The sequence below is a fragment of the Streptomyces argenteolus genome, from assembly GCF_042902585.1.
Classification (GTDB): Bacteria; Actinomycetota; Actinomycetes; order Streptomycetales; family Streptomycetaceae; genus Streptomyces; species Streptomyces argenteolus.
Window position 1 is genome coordinate 853,428 of sequence record NZ_JBIBEG010000002.1, and the last position, 17,626, is coordinate 871,053.

A 17,626-nucleotide genomic window follows, 5' to 3' on the forward strand; every position below is an offset into this window, starting at 1 on the left:
CTTAGAGGTCGAAGTACAGCTCGAACTCGTGCGGGTGCGGGCGCAGCTGGATCGGGGCGATCTCGTTGGTGCGCTTGTAGTCGATCCACGTCTCGATCAGGTCCGGCGTGAAGACGCCACCGGCCTGGAGGTACTCGTGGTCCTGCTCGAGGGCCTCGAGGACCGCCGGGAGCGAGGTCGGGACCTGCTGGACGCTCGCGTGCTCCTCGGGAGCCAGCTCGTAGAGGTCCTTGTCGATCGGCTCCGGCGGCTCGATCTTGTTCTTGACGCCGTCCAGGCCGGCCATCAGCAGCGCCGAGAACGCCAGGTACGGGTTCGACGACGGGTCCGGGGCGCGGAACTCGACGCGCTTCGCCTTCGGGTTGGAGCCCGTGATCGGGATACGCATCGCGGCGGAGCGGTTGCGCTGCGAGTACACCATGTTGACGGGGGCCTCGAAGCCAGGGACCAGGCGGTGGTAGGAGTTCACCGTGGGGTTGGTGAACGCCAGCAGCGACGGGGCGTGCTTCAGGATGCCGCCGATGTAGTAGCGCGCCATGTCCGAGAGGCCCGCGTAGCCCTGCTCGTCGTAGAACAGCGGGGAGCCGCCGGACCACAGGGACTGGTGGACGTGCATGCCCGAGCCGTTGTCACCGAAGATCGGCTTCGGCATGAAGGTCGCGGTCTTGCCGTTGCGCCAGGCGACGTTCTTCACGATGTACTTGAAGAGCATCAGGTCGTCGGCCGCGGCGAGCAGCGTGTTGAACTTGTAGTTGATCTCGGCCTGGCCGGCGGTGCCGACCTCGTGGTGCTGGCGCTCGACCTGAAGGCCGTTCTTGTCCAGCTCCATGGAGATCTCGGCGCGCAGGTCGGCGAAGTGGTCGACCGGCGGGGTCGGGAAGTAGCCGCCCTTGTAGCGGACCTTGTAACCCCGGTTGTTCTCGACCGCACCGGTGTTCCAGGCGCCCGCCTCGGAGTCGATGTGGTAGAAGCTCTCGTTCGCCGACGTCTGGAAGCGGACGTTGTCGAAGACGTAGAACTCGGCCTCGGGGCCGAAGTACGCGGTGTCGGCGATGCCGGTCGAGGCGAGGTAGGCCTCGGCCTTCTTGGCCACGTTCCGCGGGTCACGGCTGTACTGCTCGCCGGTGATCGGGTCGTGGATGAAGAAGTTGACGTTCACCGTCTTGTCGCGGCGGAAGGGGTCGACACGGGCCGTCGACAGGTCGGCACGGAGCGCCATGTCGGACTCGTGGATGGCCTGGAAGCCGCGGATCGAGGAGCCGTCGAAAGCCAGTTCCTCGGCCGGGTCGAAGGTCGCCGCCGGGATCGTGAAGTGCTGCATCACACCCGGCAGGTCGCAGAACCGGACGTCGATGAACTTGACGTCGTTGTCGGCGATGTACTTCTGGGCTTCGTCGGCGTTCTGGAACATCCAACTCCTCCTACTCCCGACCCGGGAAAGGGCGGGGTTGCAGCTCATTGTGCGGCCAGTGCGGTGGCACACGCTGGACCCGACCATAGGCAGGCCGGATTTCTCAAGCGTGACCCATTTGTTTCGCCCAAGTTAACCGGGGCGGCAGCGGGCGGCACCTCAACGCCCTGTTCCGTGCCCCGCCCGGCCAGGTGCAAACGCGGGCGCAGTACCGTGGACGGGTGGACAACAGGCAAGCAATCGGATCGTGGCTCTCCGGGCCTCGCGCGGCGGCGGAGGAAATGGGCGCCGACTTCGGCTACCGGGGCGAGCGCCTCGGTCTGCCCCAGGACGGCCCGGGCTCGATCGCCCCGCTCGGCCGGCGCTTCGGGGCCCTCTTCATCGACTGGGCCCTGTGCATGCTGATCGCATACGGGCTGATCGCTGCCGGTGACCAGCAGGCGGCCGGGAACTGGGCGCTGGGCGTGTTCCTCGTCATGAGCCTGCTGACGGTCGGAACGGTCGGTTCCACACCGGGCAAGCGGATTCTGGGCCTGCGCGTCATCGCCGAGGACGGCTCCCGGCTCGGTGTCCTGCGGGTCGCCCTGCGCAGCGTGCTGCTCCTCCTGGTGATCCCGGCGATCGTCTGGGACCGCGACAGCCGCGGTCTCCACGACCGGCTGGCCCGCGCCGTGCAGGTCCGCATCTGAGCGTGCGTACCCGTTCGGCGCCCGCCGCCGGACAACCGTGCGCATCGACGCCGGACGGACCGCGCACGACAACGGGCGTGCGCATCGACGCCGGACGGACCGCGCACGACAACGGGCGTGCGCATCGACGGCGACGGACCGCGCACCGACGAAGAGAGCGGCCCCGGACGATCTCCTCGTCCGGGGCCGCTCTCGTCGTCCATGCTCGGTCAGCGCATCTTTCCGCCGCGCGGCATCCGCATACCCTTCGGCATCGGGCCCTTCGGCAGCGGCATGTTGCTCATCAGGTCACCCATGGCCCGCAGCCGGTCGTTGGCCGCGGTCACCTGCGGGCCGGTCAGGACCCGCGGAAGCTTCAGCATCGTGGTGCGCACCTTCTTGAGCGGCACCTGGCCCTCGCCGTCGCCCACGATGATGTCGTGCACCGGGACGTCGACGACGATCCGGGCCATCCGCTTCTTCTCGGCCGCCAGGAGGCTCTTCACCCGGTTCGGGTTGCCCTCCGCCACCAGCACGATGCCGGCCTTGCCCACCGCACGGTGGACGACGTCCTGGCTGCGGTTCATCGCGACCGCCGGGGTCGTGGTCCAGCCACGGCCCACCCGGTCCAGCACGGCCGCCGCCGCGCCCGGCTGTCCCTCCATCTGCCCGAAGGCCGCGCGCTCGGCACGCCGCCCGAAGATGATCGCCATCGCGAGGAGGGCCAGCACGAAGCCCAGGATGCCCGCGTAGACAGGGTGGCCGATCAGGAAACCGATCCCGAGGAGGACACCGAAGGTGATGATTCCCACGCCGGCGACCACAAGACCCACCTTGGGGTCGGTCCGCCTGGTCATCTTGTAGGTCAGGGCGATCTGCTTGAGCCGCCCCGCGTTCTCGGCGCTGTCCGCGCCTTCAGTGTTTGCCTTCCTCGCCATGTACAGAAGTTTACGTGGCGACGGAGTGGCCTAGGAACGGAGGTCGGCCACAGCCCGGAGCACGTGCTCGGCCTCGACCCGGTCCTTGGCCCTGCGGCGGTCCTCCAGGACCGCCGTCCAGGCGTTCTGGCGGGCGGTGCGCTGGCCGCTGCTCAGCAGCAGCGACTCGACGGCGCGGAGCGCGGTGGCGACGGTCGGGATGGCGTTGGCGCGAACCGGTGCGGCGTGCATCGTGGGTGTTCCCCCTCGTAGCGGATGCGCGCGTCCGGCGCGCACTGAGTAGCGGGAAGCAATGACGACGGCGGCCACGGGAGCCGCCGCGTATGTACCTAGGGTCACTGCTCGGTGTTACCAGTGCATGACCGGTCGGTCAAACACCAATGAAACCCTGATTTCGGCGCCGCGCACGCCGACGCGGCCCATACGGGCCCCCGACCTGCGGGAGCCGTAGGGCCGCGTCGTCGCAGCTGTTACCGCTCAGTAGTTCCTTGTGCGCGGATTCACACGGCCGGTGCCGCCGTGGCGGCAGCTCCGCGCCGCTCGATCGCCTGCTGGAAGAGACGTCCCGCGCGGTACGAGGAGCGCACCAGCGGGCCCGACATGACACCGGAGTAACCGATCGCGTCGGCCTCGTCCTTCAGCTCCACGAACTCGTGCGGCTTCACCCAGCGCTCGACCGGGTGGTGCCGGACGGAGGGGCGGAGGTACTGCGTGATCGTGATGAGCTCGCAACCCGCGTCGTACAGGTCCTGGAGCGCCTCGCTGACCTCCTCGCGGGTCTCGCCCATGCCGAGGATCAGGTTGGACTTCGTCACCAGGCCGGCCTCGCGTGCCCGGGTGATGACCTCCAGGGAACGCTCGTAACGGAAGCCGGGACGGATCCGCTTGAAGATCCGCGGCACCGTCTCGACGTTGTGCGCGAGCACCTCGGGACGCGAGGAGAAGACCTCGGCGAGCTGCTCAGGCTCCGCGTTGAAGTCGGGGATCAGCAGCTCGACCTTGGTCGCGCCGCCCTCCCGCTCCGCGGTCAGCGCGTGGATCTGGCGCACGGTCTCCGCGTACAGCCAGGCGCCGCCGTCCTCCAGGTCGTCGCGGGCGACGCCGGTGATGGTGGCGTAGTTCAGGTCCATCGTGACGACGGACTCGCCCACGCGGCGCGGCTCGTCACGGTCCAGGGCCTCGGGCTTGCCCGTGTCGATCTGGCAGAAGTCGCAGCGCCGTGTGCACTGGTCCCCGCCGATGAGGAAGGTGGCCTCGCGGTCCTCCCAGCATTCGAAAATGTTGGGGCAGCCGGCCTCCTGGCACACCGTGTGCAGACCCTCGCTCTTCACGAGCTTCTGCAGCTGGTTGTACTCGGGGCCCATCTTCGCCCGGGTTTTGATCCACTCGGGCTTGCGCTCGATGGGGGTCTGGCTGTTCCGGACCTCGAGGCGCAGCATCTTGCGCCCGTCGGGTGCGACAGCGGACACTCCGGCACTCCCCTTTGCTTTCGCTGCATTGGAATCTTCGGCGAACACCAGGGTACGCCCGTCGTTAGAACGGTCCTACGTCTGCCCAACCTGTGGCCGACGGGGCCTATTCCCGTGGCACATACAGGCGTCTCGGGCCGGGGCGGCTCAGGTCCCGGCGGTCTCGACGAGGCGGGGCGCGAGCTCCGCGTTCTCCAGGACGTCCCGCAGGTGCTTCTCGGCGACCGGGAGGACGTCGTCGATCGTGATCTCGCGGCCCAGTTCGTACGAGAGCGAGGTCACCCCCGCGTCCCGGATGCCGCACGGGACGATCCGGTCGAACGAGGTGTTGTCCGGGTTCACGTTGAGCGAGAAGCCGTGCATCGTGACGCCCTTGGCGACGCGGATGCCGATCGCGGCCAGCTTGCGGTCCTCGCGGCGCTGGCCCGCGTTGGACGGCGCGTACTCGGGACCGTTCAGCCGGGGGTCGAACTCCTCGTCGTGCAGCCGGGGGTCGAAGTCCAGGGAGAGCCCGCCGAGCGAGGGCCGGTCCTCGACCGGATCGCCGAGCACCCAGACACCGCTGCGGCCCTCGACCCGGCTGGTCTCCACGCCGAACTCGGCGGCCGTGCGGATCAGGGCGTCCTCCAGGCGGCGGACGTGGGCGACCACGTCCACCGGCCGGGGCAGCTTGAGGATCGGGTAGCCGATGAGCTGGCCGGGACCGTGCCAGGTGATCTTCCCGCCGCGGTCGACGTCGATCACCGGGGTCCCGTCCAGCGGGCGCTCGCTCTCGGTCGTGCGCCGCCCGGCCGTGTAGACGGAAGGGTGCTCGAGGAGCAGGCAGGTGTCGGGGACGCTGTCCTCGAAGCGGGCGGCATGCACCTCGCGCTGCTTCTGCCAGGCCTCCTGGTAGTCGACCCGGTCCTCACCGAAGCCCAGACGGACGAACCGCAGCTCACTCACTCGGGTGCCTCCCTACTCGCGGTGACGAAAGGCCGGGGGGTGTCCCCGGAGCCGCGTCACCTTGCACTGATATGCGCCCGGAGCAACTGTACGACCGCTCCCGGCGGTCCGGTCGGGCAGGTGGAGTCCGGCGGCCCGCGCACCGGGTCTCCGCCAGCCCGCACCCCCGTTCCCGTCAGCGATCCGGAAATCCTCACACGATCGGATGAACGTGGAGCGAAGGCCGCTGGCCTCGCCGCCGGGGCGGTTAAGTTCGCGCCGTTCCATGACGGGCTCGCCCGCTCCCACTCGTGGGGGAGCCCGTAAGGGCTGCCCGCCCGGCGCCGAAGGCAGGAGACCTTACAGCTGATGTCGGAACGACCTCCGCAGCGAACCCCGAACCGGCGGCTCGCTGCGCTCATCGCGGAAGCCGGTTTCTCCCATGCGGGGCTGGCCCGCCGGGTGGACCAGCTCGGCCTCGAACACGGGCTCGATCTGCGGTACGACAAGACCTCGGTGACCCGCTGGCTGCGCGGCCAGCAGCCCCGGGGCACCACCCCCGCGCTGATCGCCGAGGTCTTCACGCGACGCCTCGGGCGCCGGCTCTCCGCCCAGGACCTCGGCCTGGACGCCTGTGCGCCCGTCTACGCCGGCCTGGAGTTCGCGGCCACCCCCGCCGAGGCCGTCGACATCGTCAGCGGCCTCTGGCGCAAGGACTCGGGCAGCCACGCCGAACTGCGCAAGATCGCCTTCACCCCGGCCGGCCTGGTCGTCCCCAGCCGGGACTGGCTGATCGGGCGGGCCGACGAATGGGGCGGCCGGGCGGAGCCGCCGGACCGGGTGAACGGCGCGGGCGGCCTCCCCGCGCCCCGCACACCCGCCGACGCCCACGGGCCGAGGGCGCCGCACGGCCTCCAGCGGCCCGACGGAGGAAACGGCACCGGCGTCCTCACGCCGCCGGGGCACGCAGCGGCCCAGATGCCCGGTCACGTGCCCGGCCAGATGCCGAGCGCCCCTGCCGGGTCCGCCGGCTCCGGGGCAGGGCACGGGGCGGGCGCGCAAGGGCCCGGCCGGGCCGGCGGAAGCCGTGGGCCCGTCCCCTCGCGTCCGCCCGCGCCCGCGGCGGGGCCGCCGATGGGAGTGCCACGTCAGCGGCAGACCGACCGCGGTGCGGGCCAGCGGGTCGGCAGCGGCGACGTCGCGGCGCTGCGCTCGGTCGGCGAGCTCTTCCGCACGCTGGACCACACCTACGGCGGCGGTCATGCCAGGCAGGCGCTCGTCCGTTACCTGGAGCACGAGGCCGAGCCCATGCTCCGCGGGACCTACGGCGAGGCGATCGGCCGCCGCCTGTTCTCCGCCGTCGCCGACCTGACCCGGCTGGCGGGCTGGACCTCGTACGACATCGCCGCGCACGGACTCGCCCAGCGGTATTTCGTCCAGGCGCTGCGGCTGGCCCAGGCCGCCGGAGACCGGGCGTACGGGGCCTTCGTGCTGATCACGATGAGCCGGCAGGCGGTCTATCTCGGGCACGGCAGGGAAGCCGTGCAGCTCGCACGCGTCGCCCAGCAGGGCATCGGCTCGTCCGCGCCGCCCGTCGTCATGGCGCTCCTGCACTCCGTCGAGGCGCGGGGGCACGGCGTCCTCGGCGACGCCCGGGCCTGTGTCGCCGCTCTCGTACGGGCGGAACGCGCGCTTCAGGCAGCCCGGCCCGGGGACGACGTGCCCTACTGGGGCCGCTACTTCGACGAGGCCCAGCTCGCCGACGAGTTCGGTCACTGCCACCGTGATCTGCAGCAGTACCGGGTCGCCGCGCAGCACGCCGAGCGCTCGCTCCAGTTGCGCGCGCCGGCGTACGCCCGCAGCAGGCTCTTCTGCCGGGTGGTGCTCGCCTCCGCGCGGCTGGGGCTGGGCGAGCTCGACCAGGCGTGCCTGCTGGGCGCCGAGGCGGCCCAGCAGGCGGCGGAGATGCGGTCGGTGCGCGCGACGGAGTACGTACGCGACTTCGAGCGCCGCCTGGAGCCCTACCGGGACGCCGTCGCCGTGCGGGGGTACCGCGACCGGGTGGCCGCGCTGGGCTGACTCCTACGCCGCCGCGGGCAGCGCGGGGCCGTCGCCGTGACGCGGGCCCACCCCCAGATCGTCGAGGATCGCCGACGCGGCCCGCCGGCCGGAGCGCAGGGCGCCCTGGACGGTGCTGGTGTCGCGGTGGTCGCCGCACACGTACAGCCCGGCCAGCACGCGGACCGGCCGGCGTGGATCGTGCGGGGGCGGCATCGCGGGGACCGCATCCGGGTCGTGACGGGAGGCCAGCAGCTCCCAGTCGTGCGTGGGCGTGCCGTAGAGCCTGGCCAGGTGGGAGCGGACCGTGCGGTCCAGGTCGGACGGCGGCGGTCCGAGCACCGTGGAACTGATCAGGGTGCGGCCGGCCGGTGCGCGCGAGGGATCGACCGCGCTCATCACCGCGGTGTGCGCGACGGGCCCCGAGCGGTCCGCGTCCAGCAGCAGCCGCGTGCCCGTGGGCGGAGCCTCGGGAGCCGTGTGGTGCAGGACCGTCACCGGATGGAAGGCGGGCATCCGCAGCCCCGGCAGCAGCTCGGCGGCGGCCCCCGCCCCCGTGGCCAGCAGCAGCGAACGGCAGCTGAGCTCGCCGTGCTCCTTGGTGCGTACGGAGGTGATGTCCGCGCCGGTCACATGGACCCCCGTGCGGACGGTCCCGGGTGGCAGGGCGTCCGCCAGCAGCGCGGGCAGTGCCGCGGAGCCGCCCGCGGGCACGCAGAGCCGGCCGCGTGCGTAGTCGCGCAGGGTGAGTTCGGCGCACCGGCTCGACGAGGTGAGCCCGGGGTCGCCGAGCAGCGCCGAGAGCAAGGGGTGCAGGAAGCCGTTCACGGTCCTGGGGGAGAGCCCGCGCCCGGCCAGGGCCGCCAGCGCCGGCCTCTCGGGCCGCTCGGCGACGCGTGACTCGGGAGCCGTCGCGAGGCGGGTCAGCCACGCGCCGAGCCTGGCCTGTTCTATCGCCCCGACCAGGGGCGCGTGGGGGGCGCTCGAACGGGAGCGCACGGCTCGAAGTGCGCCCCGCGCGCTCCGTACGTCCCCGGCGCGGTACTGCCGCCCCCCACTGTGGACGAGCACCCCGGGCGCGAAGTCCCGGAGGACCAGCCCGCCGAGCGCCGGCGTGCTCTCCAGCTCCGGGTACGCGGAACAGATCAGCGGGCCGAGATGGTCCAGCCGGAACCCGTCCATGTCATGGGTCGCCATCCGGCCTCCCACCTGTGGGGCGGCCTCCAGGACGGTGACGTTCACTCCTGCGCCGATGAGCTGGTGCGCTGCCGACAGGCCGGCGATCCCGGCCCCGATGACGACCACATCCGCGTGGTCTGCTGTGTGTGCCCTGAGCACGTGCCCCTCCCCGAGTCGGTGCGACTGGTGGGGAGCTACTGCCCCCGACAGGCCCCCGGAAAGCCCGAGTTCGGGTCGAGGCTAGGACCTTGGCCGAGTCCGGCGCAGTCGCACGCACCCAGGGCACCGGTGCACGGGGTCGCACGGCCGGCGCCCCGCACCGCCGGCGTCAGCGCAGGGCGGCCCGGATGGCGTCGTCGATCCCCGGGAAGGCGAACGCGAAGCCCGACTCCAGAAGACGGCCGGGAAGCACCCGCTGGCTGCCCAGCACGTCCCCGGCGAACTCCCCGAGAGCGATCCGCAGCGCGGGGGCGGGCGCGGTGAACAGCGTCGGACGCCGCAGCACCCGGCCCATCGCCGCCGTCACCTCCGCGTTGGTGACGGGGGTGGGGGCGGTGAGGTTCACCGGGCCGGAAAGGGACTCGGTGTCCAGGATGTGCCGCAGGGCCGCGATGTGGTCGTGCAGCGCGATGTGGCTCCAGTACTGCCGGCCGTTCCCGATGCGCCCGCCGAGCCCGGCCTTGAAGAGCGGGAAGAGCCGCCCCCAGGCCCCGCCCTCGCGTGAGACGACCAGCCCTGTCCGTGCGTGGACCGTCCGCACACCGGCCTCCTCGGCCGGGACCGTGGCCTCCTCCCAGTCCACGCACACCGACGGCAGGAACCCCTCGCCGGGCGGCGCGCCCTCGTCGACCGCGCGGTCCCCGGTGTCGCCGTAGAAGCCGATGGCGGACCCGGAGACCAGCACCTTCGGCGGGGTGTCCAGGGAGGCCACGGCCTCGGCGACCGCGGCCGTGCCCAGCACCCGGCTCTCGCGGATCTCGCGCTTGTACTCCTCGGTCCACCGGTGGTCCCCGACCCCGGCGCCCGCGAGGTGGACCACGGCGTCGCAGCCGGCCAGACCCGCGACGTCGACGTACTGACGTTTCGGGTCCCACTCCACCTCGTCACCCGTGGCGGCCGGGCGGCGCACGAGGCGCACCACCTCGTGCCCGTCGGCGCGCAGCGACCGCACGAGTGCGGCTCCGATGAGTCCGGTCGATCCGGTGACGGCGATACGGGAACGCAGCATGGCGCTCATCCTGCCCCATCTGCCGTCAGCCACGCGGGACACGCGTGGCACAGTGGCGCGCATGTCCGCGCCACACTTCCGTTCCCTCCTCCCCGTCCGCCTCGCCGTGCCCCAGGACGAATCCGCACTGGGCGAACTCGACCGGGCCACCTGGTCGACGCTCCACGCCGTGCAGCCGCGTCCGGTGCCGCCCTACGAGCCCTTCTTCGACGCGCGGCACCGTCCCGAGGAGTTCCTCCTCGCCGAGGCCGCCACCGGCGCGGGCGGGACGCACATCGCCGGCTACCTCAGGCTCGCCCGGCCGACCCCGCTCGCCTGCAACGCCCATGTGCGCCAGATACAGGGCCTCGCCGTCGCCGGCTGGGCCCGGCGCCACGGGGTCGCGCGGGCGCTGCTGCACGCCGCGTACGCCGAGGCCCGCCGCCAGGGCGCCGGACGGCTCACCCTGCGCGTCCTCGGGCACAACGCGCCCGCCCGGGCGCTCTACGCGGCGGAGGGCTTCGCCGTCGAGGGCGTGCTGCCCGGGGAGTTCTTCCTCGGCGGGCGGTACGTCGACGACGTCCTGATGGGGCGTTCGCTGGAGGACTGAGCCTCAGACCGGCCCGAAGCGCTCCCAGAGCGCGGGGTAGCGCTCGGCCAGCGCGGCGTCGTCGAAGGACACGGGGGTGCCCGCCGGCTCGGCGGCCTGCGGAGGCAGCCCCAGATCCGGGGCGACCACCCCGGTGAGCTGTTCGTAGGCCTCGTCGGCGGCGTAGCCCAGATCCTCGCCGTCGCCGTCCAGTTCCTCGTCGAAGTCGTCGAGGAGCTCGGCGAGGGAGTCCGGATCGTGCACCGCTCCCTCGAAGACCTCGCGGCCCTGCGCGATCAGCCAGCAGCGGAAGAAGTCGAACGCGTCGTCACTCGCCCCGCCCAGCAGTACGGCCGCCGCGCCCCACAGGTCCCAGCGGTAGGCGCGGTTGTAGCGGGCCTCGAAGTGCCGGCCGAAGTCCAGCACGGAGTCGGGGTCGAGCCGCACCAGCCGGTCGACGAGCAGATCGGCATGGTCCTCGGGGTCGCCCTCGGCGGCCTCGCGGGTGCTGTCGATGATCTCCCAGAACTCCGTCTCGTCCATCACGGGTCCAGCATCTGCCCCGACGGGGGGCGACGCACGCTCAGACACCGAAATGAGGCCTTCGGCGTCACTTCCCGGCCACTTCAGCGATACAGGTCGCGCAACCGTTCGGCAGTACCGGCAAAACGTTCGCGCAGGGACGCGGGTGCGAGGACCTCCACCTCGGGCCCGAGCGTGAGGAGCTGGGCGAAGGCCACATCCTCGGACTCGACCCGCAGCACGACCGTGCACAGGCCGTCCCGGTCAGGATCCGCCGCCCCGGCCAGCGCCTCGTCGGCCGCGGCCCGGTCCACGGCGTGCGGCAGCCTCCGCCGGCCGGCCTCGGAGAGCCGCAGGGTCACCTCGGCGCGCAGGAGCGACCGGGCGAACTGTGCGGCGCGGTCCGCCCAGAAGCCCGGCAGGTCGAAGTCCTCGTCCCTCACGAAGCGCTCCGGCGACACCGCGACGGAGGTGAACCGGTCGATCCGGTACACCCGGAAGTCACCACCGGCCCGGGCGCAGAGGTACCAGACGCCCGCCTTGAGCACGAGACCGTACGGCGACAGCTCGCGCTCCACCTCGCCCGACGGCCGGCGGTAGCGGGCCCGGACCGTCCGGTCGTCCCAGACGGCCTCCGCGACGGCGGGCAGCAGGTCGGGGGTGACCGGTTCCTGGTACCAGCCCGGTGCGTCCAGGTGGAAGCGCTGGACGACGGTCCGCGAGGCGTCCCGAACCGAGGGGAGGAGGGCCGCCGAGACCTTCAGCCGGGCGGCCGAGGCGGCGTCGTCGAGCCCCATCTCGCGCAGCGCGGAAGGCAGCCCGGAGAGGAAGAGAGCCTCGGCCTCATGACGTGCCAGCCCGGTCAGCCGGGTCCGGTAGCCGCCCACGAGCCGGTAGCCACCGCTCCTGCCCCGGTCGGCGTACACGGGCACGCCCGCCTCGGAGAGCGCCTGCGCGTCCCGGGTCACCGTGCGCTCCGACACCTCCAGCTCCCGCGCCAGCTCGGCGGCGGTCATGGTGGGCCGGGACTGGAGGAGCAGCACCATCTTGATGAGCCGGGCAGCACGCATGGAGCCCATTGTGGCGGCACCCGGTGACAACGGCGGGGGCGGGCACCGGGCGAACCGGTACCCGCCCCCGCGCGGTCTCACATCCCGTACTTCTCGCGGGCCTCCTTGACCTTCGAGGCCGGGATCTCACCGCGGCGGGCCAGCTGGGCCAGCGCGGCGACCGTGACGGACTGCGGGTCGACACCGAAGTGCCGGCGGGCGCCCTCACGGGTGTCGGACAGACCGAAGCCGTCCGTGCCGAGCGACGACCAGTCCTGCTCCACCCACTGGCTGATCTGGTCCGGGACGGCGCGCATCCAGTCGCTGACCGCGAGGACCGGGCCGGGGGCGCCGGAGAGCGCCTGGGTCACGTACGGCACACGCTCCTCCCCGCGGAGCAGCGCCTCGTCGGACTCCAGCGCGTCGCGGCGCAGCTCGCCCCACGAGGTGGCGGACCAGACGTCCGCCGTGACGCCCCAGTCGGCGGCGAGCAGTTCCTGGGCCGCCAGGACCCAGTGGATCGCCGTACCCGAACCGATGAGCTGGAGACGCGGCGCGTCGGCCGCCGCCGGTACGCCCTCCTTGAAGCGGTAGAGGCCCTTGACGATGCCCTCCTCGACGCCTTCCGGCATCGCGGGCTGCTGCTTCGGCTCGTTGTAGACCGTCAGGTAGTAGAAGACGTCCTCGGCCTCGGGGCCGTACATCCTCCGCAGACCGTCCTTGACGATCACCGCGATCTCGTACGCGAAGGCCGGGTCGTAGTTGAGCGACGCGGGGTTCGTGGACGCGATCAGGTGCGAGTGGCCGTCCGCGTGCTGGAGGCCCTCACCCGTCAGGGTCGTACGGCCCGCCGTGGCGCCGACGATGAAGCCCTTGCCGAGCTGGTCGGCGAGCTGCCACATCTGGTCACCGGTGCGCTGCCAGCCGAACATCGAGTAGAAGATGTAGAACGGGATCATCGTCTCGCCGTGCGTCGCGTACGACGAGGCGGCGGCGATGAAGTCGGCCATGGCACCGGCCTCGGTGATCCCCTCGTTGAGGATCTGGCCGTCCTTGGCCTCCTTGTAGTACATCAGCTGGTCGCGGTCGACCGGCTCGTACGTCTGGCCGAGCGGCGAGTAGATGCCCGCCGAGGGGAACAGCGACTCCATACCGAAGGTACGGGCCTCGTCCGGGACGATCGGAACCCAGCGCCTGCCGGTCTCCTTGTCCCGCATCAGGTCCTTCACCAGGCGGACGAACGCCATGGTGGTGGCCATCTCCTGCTTGCCGGAGCCCTTGTACAGGGCCTTGAAGGCGCGCTCCTCCGGCTCGGGCAGCGCCAGCGCGTGCACCCGGCGGGCGGGGGCAGGGCCACCGAGGGCGGCACGGCGCTCCTGGAGGTAGCGGACCTCGGGGGAGTCGGCGCCCGGGTGGCCGTAGGGGACCAGCCCGTCCTCGAAGGCGCTGTCCGGGATCGGGAGGCCGAGCAGCTCGCGCATGCTCTTGAACTCGTCGATCGACAGCTTCTTCATCTGGTGGTTGGCGTTCTTGGACTCGAAGCCCTTGCCGAGCGTGTAGCCCTTGACCGTCTGGGCCAGGATCACCGTCGGCGCGCCCTTGTGCTCCAGGGCGGCGCGGTAGGCCGCGTACACCTTGCGGGCCTCGTGGCCGCCGCGGGAGCTGTAGAAACACTCGGCGATCTTCGCGTCGCTCAGGAGTTTCGCCAGCTCGGCGAGGGCGGGCTCGGCGCCGAAGAAGTGCTCGCGGATGTAGGCCACGTCACGCGTCGCGTACGTCTGGAACTGCGCGTCCGGCACCTGGCGGAGACGGCGGATCAGCGCACCGGTGGTGTCCAGCTGGAACAGCTCGTCCCAGGCGCTGCCCCAGAGCGTCTTGACGACGTTCCAGCCGGCTCCGCGGAAGGCGCCCTCCAGCTCCTGGACCACGCGGAAGTTGGCGCGGACCGGGCCGTCGAGGCGCTGCAGGTTGCAGTTGATGACGAAGGTCAGGTTGTCGAGCTGCTCACGCGCCGCGAGGGCGAGGGCTGCGGTCGACTCGGGCTCGTCCATCTCGCCGTCGCCCAGGAAGGCCCAGACGTGCGAGTTCGACGTGTCCTTGATGTTGCGGTTGGTCAGATAGCGGTTGAAGCGCGCCTGGTAGATCGCCGAGAGGGGGCCGAGGCCCATCGACACCGTGGGGAACTCCCACAGCCAGGGCAGCCGCCGCGGGTGCGGGTAGGAGGGCAGGCCGTCGCCACCCGACTCCTGGCGGAAGTTGTCGAGCTGCTGCTCGGAGAGGCGGCCGTCGAGGAAGGCGCGGGCGTAGATGCCGGGCGAGGCGTGGCCCTGGATGTAGAGCTGGTCGCCGGAGCCGTCCCCTTCCTTGCCGCGGAAGAAGTGGTTGAAGCCGGTCTCGTACAGCCACGCCGCCGAGGCGAACGTGGCGATGTGACCGCCGACGCCGTACCGGGCGCCCCGGGTCACCATCGCGGCCGCGTTCCAGCGGTTCCACGCGGTGATCTTCGACTCCATCTCCAGGTCGCCGTCGAACGCGGGCTCGGCGGCGGTGGGGATGGTGTTGACGTAATCGGTCTCCAGCAGCTTGGGCAGCGCGATGCCGGCGCCCTCGGCGTGCTGGAGCGAACGCCGCATGAGGTAGGCGGCGCGGTGCGGGCCCGCGGCCTTGGTGACGGCGTCCAGGGAGGCCGCCCACTCGGCGGTCTCCTCGGGGTCGCGGTCCGGGAGCTGGTCGAGCTCGCTCGGAAGCTTTGCTACGGGGTCGGTCATGATCGCCGCCTTCCGGAGTGGGAGGGGGTGGAGAAGGCCCTGACTGGCAGGACAGGGCGATCGGGCCGGTGGGCCCGCTGATGAACTGTAAGTCGCCGATCGATGATCGATCAAAGGGTGAAGGGGAAAACTTCTCGATATGAAGAAAAGTGGCATGCGGTGCCGCTGAACGGGGCACGGAGTGACGGGATCAACGGGGCGAAACGGGCGCTGACCTGCACGGTCGAGCACTGCGCGACGCATATGGGCGCCCCGTCCGAGCCGGTGCTCAGGCGCGCGGCGCGCACCCCAGGACGTGCTGCTTCACCAGCACGGAGATCTGCGGGTCGCGCCGCTGGAACGCCTCGATGAGCGCCTCGTGCTCCTCGGCGTAGGACTTCTGCACCGTCCCCAGCCAGCGGATCGACAGGGCCGTGAACACCTCGATGCCCAGCCCCTCCCAGGTGTGCAGCAGCACCGCGTTCCCGGCGGCCCGCACCATCTCCCGGTGGAAGGCCACCGTGTGCCGCACCTGGGCCTCGCCGTCGGCCAGCCGGTCCGCCTCGTACAGGGCGCTCACGTGCGGGGTGAGCGCCGAGCAGTCCTCCGCGAGCGAGGGGGCCGCCAGCTCTGCCGCGATCTGCTCCAGGCCGGCCCGCACGGGGTAGCTCTCCTCCAGGTCGGCCGCGGTGAGATTGCGTACCCGGACGCCCTTGTTGGGGGCGGACTCGATCAGCCGCAGGGTCTCCAGCTCACGCAGCGCCTCACGCACCGGCGTCTGGCTCACCTCCAGCTCGGTCGCGATACGGCGCTCCACGATCCGCTCGCCCGGCTTCCAGCGCCCGCTGACTATCCCTTCCACGATGTGCTCGCGGATCTGTTCGCGCAGCGAGTGGACGACGGGCGGGGTCATGAGGTGCTCCTTCGAGGGCGAACCGGTGCTGCCGGGGCCGACACGGCGGCCGGAGGTGACCGGTGGTGTCTAGACAATACGGCGGCGCCCCCGCCCGGAGGAGTTCCGGACGGGGGCGCCGCTGGTGAGGCTGGTTACAGCTGTACTGCTCAGAGGCCGAGCTCGACCTCGAACTCGCCCGCCTCGAGGATCGCCTTGACCGTGGTCAGGTAACGGGCGGCGTCCGCGCCGTCCACCAGACGGTGGTCGTAGGAGAGCGAGAGGTAGGTCATGTCGCGGATGCCGATGACGGTGCCCTCGGCGGTCTCGATGACCGCCGGGCGCTTGACCGTGGCACCGATGCCCAGGATGGCCGCCTGGTTCGGCGGAACGATGACCGTGTCGAACAGCGCACCGCGCGAACCGGTGTTGCTGACGGTGAAGGTCGCACCCGACATGTCGTCCGGGGTGAGGCCGCCACCGCGCGCCTTGCCGGCCAGCTCCGCGGTCTTCTTCGCGATACCGGCGATGTTCAGGTCACCCGCACCCTTGATGACCGGGGTCATCAGGCCCTTCTCGGCGTCCACGGCGATGCCGATGTTCTCCGAGTCGAAGTACGTGATGGTGCCCTCGTCCTCGTTGATCCGGGCGTTGACGACCGGGTGGGCCTTCAGCGCCTGGGCCGCCGCCTTCACGAAGAACGGCATCGGGGACAGCTTGACGCCCTCACGGGCGGCGAAGGACTCCTTCGCCTGGTTGCGCAGCTTCATCAGCTTGGTGATGTCGACCTCGAGGACCGAGGTCAGCTGGGCCTGCGAGTGCAGCGCCTTCATCATGTTGTCGCCGATGACCTTGCGCATGCGGGTCATCTTGACCGTCTGACCGCGCAGCGGCGACGCCTCCAGCTTCGGCGCGGCCTTGGCCGCGGGAGCGGCGGCGGCCGGAGCCGGAGCGGCGGCTGCCTTGGCGGCCTCCGCGGCGGCGACGACGTCCTGCTTGCGGATACGGCCACCGACGCCGGTGCCCTTGACCGCGCCCAGGTCGACGCCGTTCTCGGCGGCGAGCTTGCGGACCAGCGGCGTGACGTACGCGCCGTCGTCACCGGAGGTCGCGGCCGGAGCCGGGGCGGCGGCGGCCGGAGCCGGAGCGGCCGGTGCCGGGGCGGCGGCGGCCGGAGCGGGGGCGGGGGCCGCCGGAGCCGGAGCCGGAGCGGCCGGGGCGGGAGCCGGGGCGGCGGGCGCCGGTGCGGGGGCCGCGGGGGCCTCCTGCGCCGGAGCGGCCTCCTGTGCAGGAGCCGCCGCGGGGGCCGGAGCGGCGGCGGGCGCGGCACCCGGAGCACCGATGACGGCGAGCTTGGCGCCCACCTCGGCGGTCTCGTCCTCACCGACGACGATCTCCAGCAGCACGCCGGAGGCCGGGGCGGGGATCTCGGTGTCGACCTTGTCCGTGGAGACCTCGAGCAGGGGCTCGTCCTCCGTGACCTCCTCGCCGACCTCCTTCAGCCAGCGGGTGACGGTGCCCTCGGTGACGCTCTCGCCGAGCGCCGGAAGGGTGACGTCGGTGCCGGAAGCGCCACCGGCCGGAGCGGCGGCGGGCGCCTCCTGGGCGGGGGCCTCCTGGGCCGGAGCCTCGGCTGCGGGCGCCGGGGCTTCCTGGGCCGGAGCCTCCTGGGCCGGGGCCTCGGCGGCGGCGGGCGCGCCCGAGCCGTCGTCGATGACGGCCAGCTCGGCGCCGACCTCGACGGTCTCGTCCTCGGCGACCTTGATGGACGACAGGACGCCGGAAGCCGGCGCGGGGATCTCGGTGTCGACCTTGTCGGTCGAGACCTCGAGCAGCGGCTCGTCGGCCTCGACGCGCTCGCCCTCGGCCTTCAGCCAGCGGGTGACAGTGCCCTCGGTGACGCTCTCGCCGAGCGCCGGAAGGGTTACGGAAACCGACATGGTTTCAGTTGCTCCTTACGAAAGTGCGGAAGT

Annotated in this window: 15 protein-coding genes; 3 read left to right on the forward strand and 12 right to left on the reverse strand. The window is 71.8% G+C overall.

Annotation, left to right across the window (positions count from 1 at the left end; all coding sequences use genetic code 11):
- Nucleotide 1 precedes the first annotated feature (1 nt).
- On the reverse strand, nt 2-1,411 hold the full coding sequence (glnA, locus tag ACFY8O_RS10420; protein ID WP_145801975.1) for a type I glutamate--ammonia ligase: 1,410 nt from the start codon (nt 1,409-1,411) through the stop codon (nt 2-4).
- Nucleotides 1,412-1,632: 221 nt separating this feature from the next.
- Between glnA and ACFY8O_RS10425 the strand changes: the two genes are divergently transcribed.
- Nucleotides 1,633-2,100, forward strand: coding sequence for an RDD family protein (locus ACFY8O_RS10425; protein WP_387900538.1), 468 nt, complete (start codon nt 1,633-1,635; stop codon nt 2,098-2,100).
- Nucleotides 2,101-2,309: 209 nt separating this feature from the next.
- Here ACFY8O_RS10425 and ACFY8O_RS10430 read toward each other — a convergent pair whose 3' ends face one another.
- From ACFY8O_RS10430 to lipB, 4 genes are all read right to left on the reverse strand, one after another.
- Nucleotides 2,310-3,017 carry a DUF4191 domain-containing protein gene (locus ACFY8O_RS10430; RefSeq protein ID WP_073747606.1) on the reverse strand — a complete coding sequence of 236 codons (708 nt, stop codon included), beginning with the start codon at nt 3,015-3,017 and terminating at the stop codon, nt 2,310-2,312.
- A gap of 30 nt (nt 3,018-3,047) precedes the next feature.
- Nucleotides 3,048-3,248 (reverse strand): SCO2195 family GlnR-regulated protein, encoded by a 201-nt coding sequence (locus ACFY8O_RS10435; RefSeq protein ID WP_145801979.1) that lies wholly within the window; start codon nt 3,246-3,248, stop codon nt 3,048-3,050.
- A 269-nt stretch (nt 3,249-3,517) separates the two neighbouring features.
- Nucleotides 3,518-4,486 (reverse strand): lipoyl synthase, encoded by a 969-nt coding sequence (lipA, locus tag ACFY8O_RS10440; RefSeq protein ID WP_145801981.1) that lies wholly within the window; start codon nt 4,484-4,486, stop codon nt 3,518-3,520.
- A 147-nt stretch (nt 4,487-4,633) separates the two neighbouring features.
- Nucleotides 4,634-5,431, reverse strand: a complete 798-nt coding sequence (gene lipB, locus ACFY8O_RS10445) for a lipoyl(octanoyl) transferase LipB (protein WP_387900541.1) — start codon at nt 5,429-5,431, stop codon at nt 4,634-4,636.
- A 348-nt stretch (nt 5,432-5,779) separates the two neighbouring features.
- Between lipB and ACFY8O_RS10450 the strand changes: the two genes are divergently transcribed.
- The gene (locus tag ACFY8O_RS10450; RefSeq protein ID WP_387900542.1) at nt 5,780-7,489 is read left to right on the forward strand and encodes a regulator; all 1,710 of its coding nucleotides are present in this window, start codon (nt 5,780-5,782) and stop codon (nt 7,487-7,489) included.
- Nucleotides 7,490-7,492: 3 nt separating this feature from the next.
- Here the strand turns inward: ACFY8O_RS10450 and ACFY8O_RS10455 are convergent, their stop codons facing one another.
- Both ACFY8O_RS10455 and ACFY8O_RS10460 read right to left on the reverse strand, forming a co-directional pair.
- Nucleotides 7,493-8,806, reverse strand: a complete 1,314-nt coding sequence (locus ACFY8O_RS10455) for an NAD(P)/FAD-dependent oxidoreductase (RefSeq protein WP_387900544.1) — start codon at nt 8,804-8,806, stop codon at nt 7,493-7,495.
- Nucleotides 8,807-8,975: 169 nt separating this feature from the next.
- The gene (locus tag ACFY8O_RS10460) at nt 8,976-9,875 is read right to left on the reverse strand and encodes a TIGR01777 family oxidoreductase (RefSeq protein ID WP_145801990.1); all 900 of its coding nucleotides are present in this window, start codon (nt 9,873-9,875) and stop codon (nt 8,976-8,978) included.
- A gap of 61 nt (nt 9,876-9,936) precedes the next feature.
- Between ACFY8O_RS10460 and ACFY8O_RS10465 the strand changes: the two genes are divergently transcribed.
- Complete coding sequence (locus ACFY8O_RS10465) at nt 9,937-10,464, forward strand: GNAT family N-acetyltransferase (protein ID WP_387900546.1); 528 nt, start codon at nt 9,937-9,939, stop codon at nt 10,462-10,464.
- 3 nt (nt 10,465-10,467) lie between these two features.
- Here the strand turns inward: ACFY8O_RS10465 and ACFY8O_RS10470 are convergent, their stop codons facing one another.
- From ACFY8O_RS10470 to sucB, 5 genes are all read right to left on the reverse strand, one after another.
- On the reverse strand, nt 10,468-10,986 hold the full coding sequence (locus ACFY8O_RS10470; protein WP_387901092.1) for a DUF4240 domain-containing protein: 519 nt from the start codon (nt 10,984-10,986) through the stop codon (nt 10,468-10,470).
- Between the two features lie 83 nt (nt 10,987-11,069).
- Nucleotides 11,070-12,035: a helix-turn-helix transcriptional regulator gene (locus tag ACFY8O_RS10475; protein WP_387900547.1), complete on the reverse strand. Its 966-nt coding sequence runs from the start codon at nt 12,033-12,035 to the stop codon at nt 11,070-11,072.
- A 77-nt stretch (nt 12,036-12,112) separates the two neighbouring features.
- Nucleotides 12,113-14,782, reverse strand: coding sequence for a pyruvate dehydrogenase (acetyl-transferring), homodimeric type (gene aceE, locus ACFY8O_RS10480; protein WP_387900549.1), 2,670 nt, complete (start codon nt 14,780-14,782; stop codon nt 12,113-12,115).
- Between the two features lie 268 nt (nt 14,783-15,050).
- Nucleotides 15,051-15,674 (reverse strand): GntR family transcriptional regulator, encoded by a 624-nt coding sequence (locus ACFY8O_RS10485; RefSeq protein WP_145801996.1) that lies wholly within the window; start codon nt 15,672-15,674, stop codon nt 15,051-15,053.
- Nucleotides 15,675-15,823: 149 nt separating this feature from the next.
- Nucleotides 15,824-17,593 (reverse strand): 2-oxoglutarate dehydrogenase, E2 component, dihydrolipoamide succinyltransferase, encoded by a 1,770-nt coding sequence (sucB, locus tag ACFY8O_RS10490; protein ID WP_387900552.1) that lies wholly within the window; start codon nt 17,591-17,593, stop codon nt 15,824-15,826.
- Nucleotides 17,594-17,626 lie beyond the last annotated feature (33 nt).

Bases quoted from the DNA above. Each gene is read 5' to 3' on its own strand.
- glnA (WP_145801975.1), bottom strand. From the start codon at position 1,411: ATGTTCCAGAACGCCGACGAAGCCCAGAAGTACATCGCCGACAACGAC.
- ACFY8O_RS10430 (WP_073747606.1), bottom strand. From the start codon at position 3,017: ATGGCGAGGAAGGCAAACACTGAAGGCGCGGACAGCGCCGAGAACGCG.
- ACFY8O_RS10435 (WP_145801979.1), bottom strand. From the start codon at position 3,248: ATGCACGCCGCACCGGTTCGCGCCAACGCCATCCCGACCGTCGCCACC.
- ACFY8O_RS10450 (WP_387900542.1), top strand. From the start codon at position 5,780: ATGTCGGAACGACCTCCGCAGCGAACCCCGAACCGGCGGCTCGCTGCG.
- ACFY8O_RS10460 (WP_145801990.1), bottom strand. From the start codon at position 9,875: ATGCTGCGTTCCCGTATCGCCGTCACCGGATCGACCGGACTCATCGGA.
- ACFY8O_RS10465 (WP_387900546.1), top strand. From the start codon at position 9,937: ATGTCCGCGCCACACTTCCGTTCCCTCCTCCCCGTCCGCCTCGCCGTG.
- ACFY8O_RS10470 (WP_387901092.1), bottom strand. From the start codon at position 10,986: ATGGACGAGACGGAGTTCTGGGAGATCATCGACAGCACCCGCGAGGCC.
- ACFY8O_RS10475 (WP_387900547.1), bottom strand. From the start codon at position 12,035: ATGCGTGCTGCCCGGCTCATCAAGATGGTGCTGCTCCTCCAGTCCCGG.
- aceE (WP_387900549.1), bottom strand. From the start codon at position 14,782: ATGACCGACCCCGTAGCAAAGCTTCCGAGCGAGCTCGACCAGCTCCCG.
- ACFY8O_RS10485 (WP_145801996.1), bottom strand. From the start codon at position 15,674: ATGACCCCGCCCGTCGTCCACTCGCTGCGCGAACAGATCCGCGAGCAC.
- sucB (WP_387900552.1), bottom strand. From the start codon at position 17,593: ATGTCGGTTTCCGTAACCCTTCCGGCGCTCGGCGAGAGCGTCACCGAG.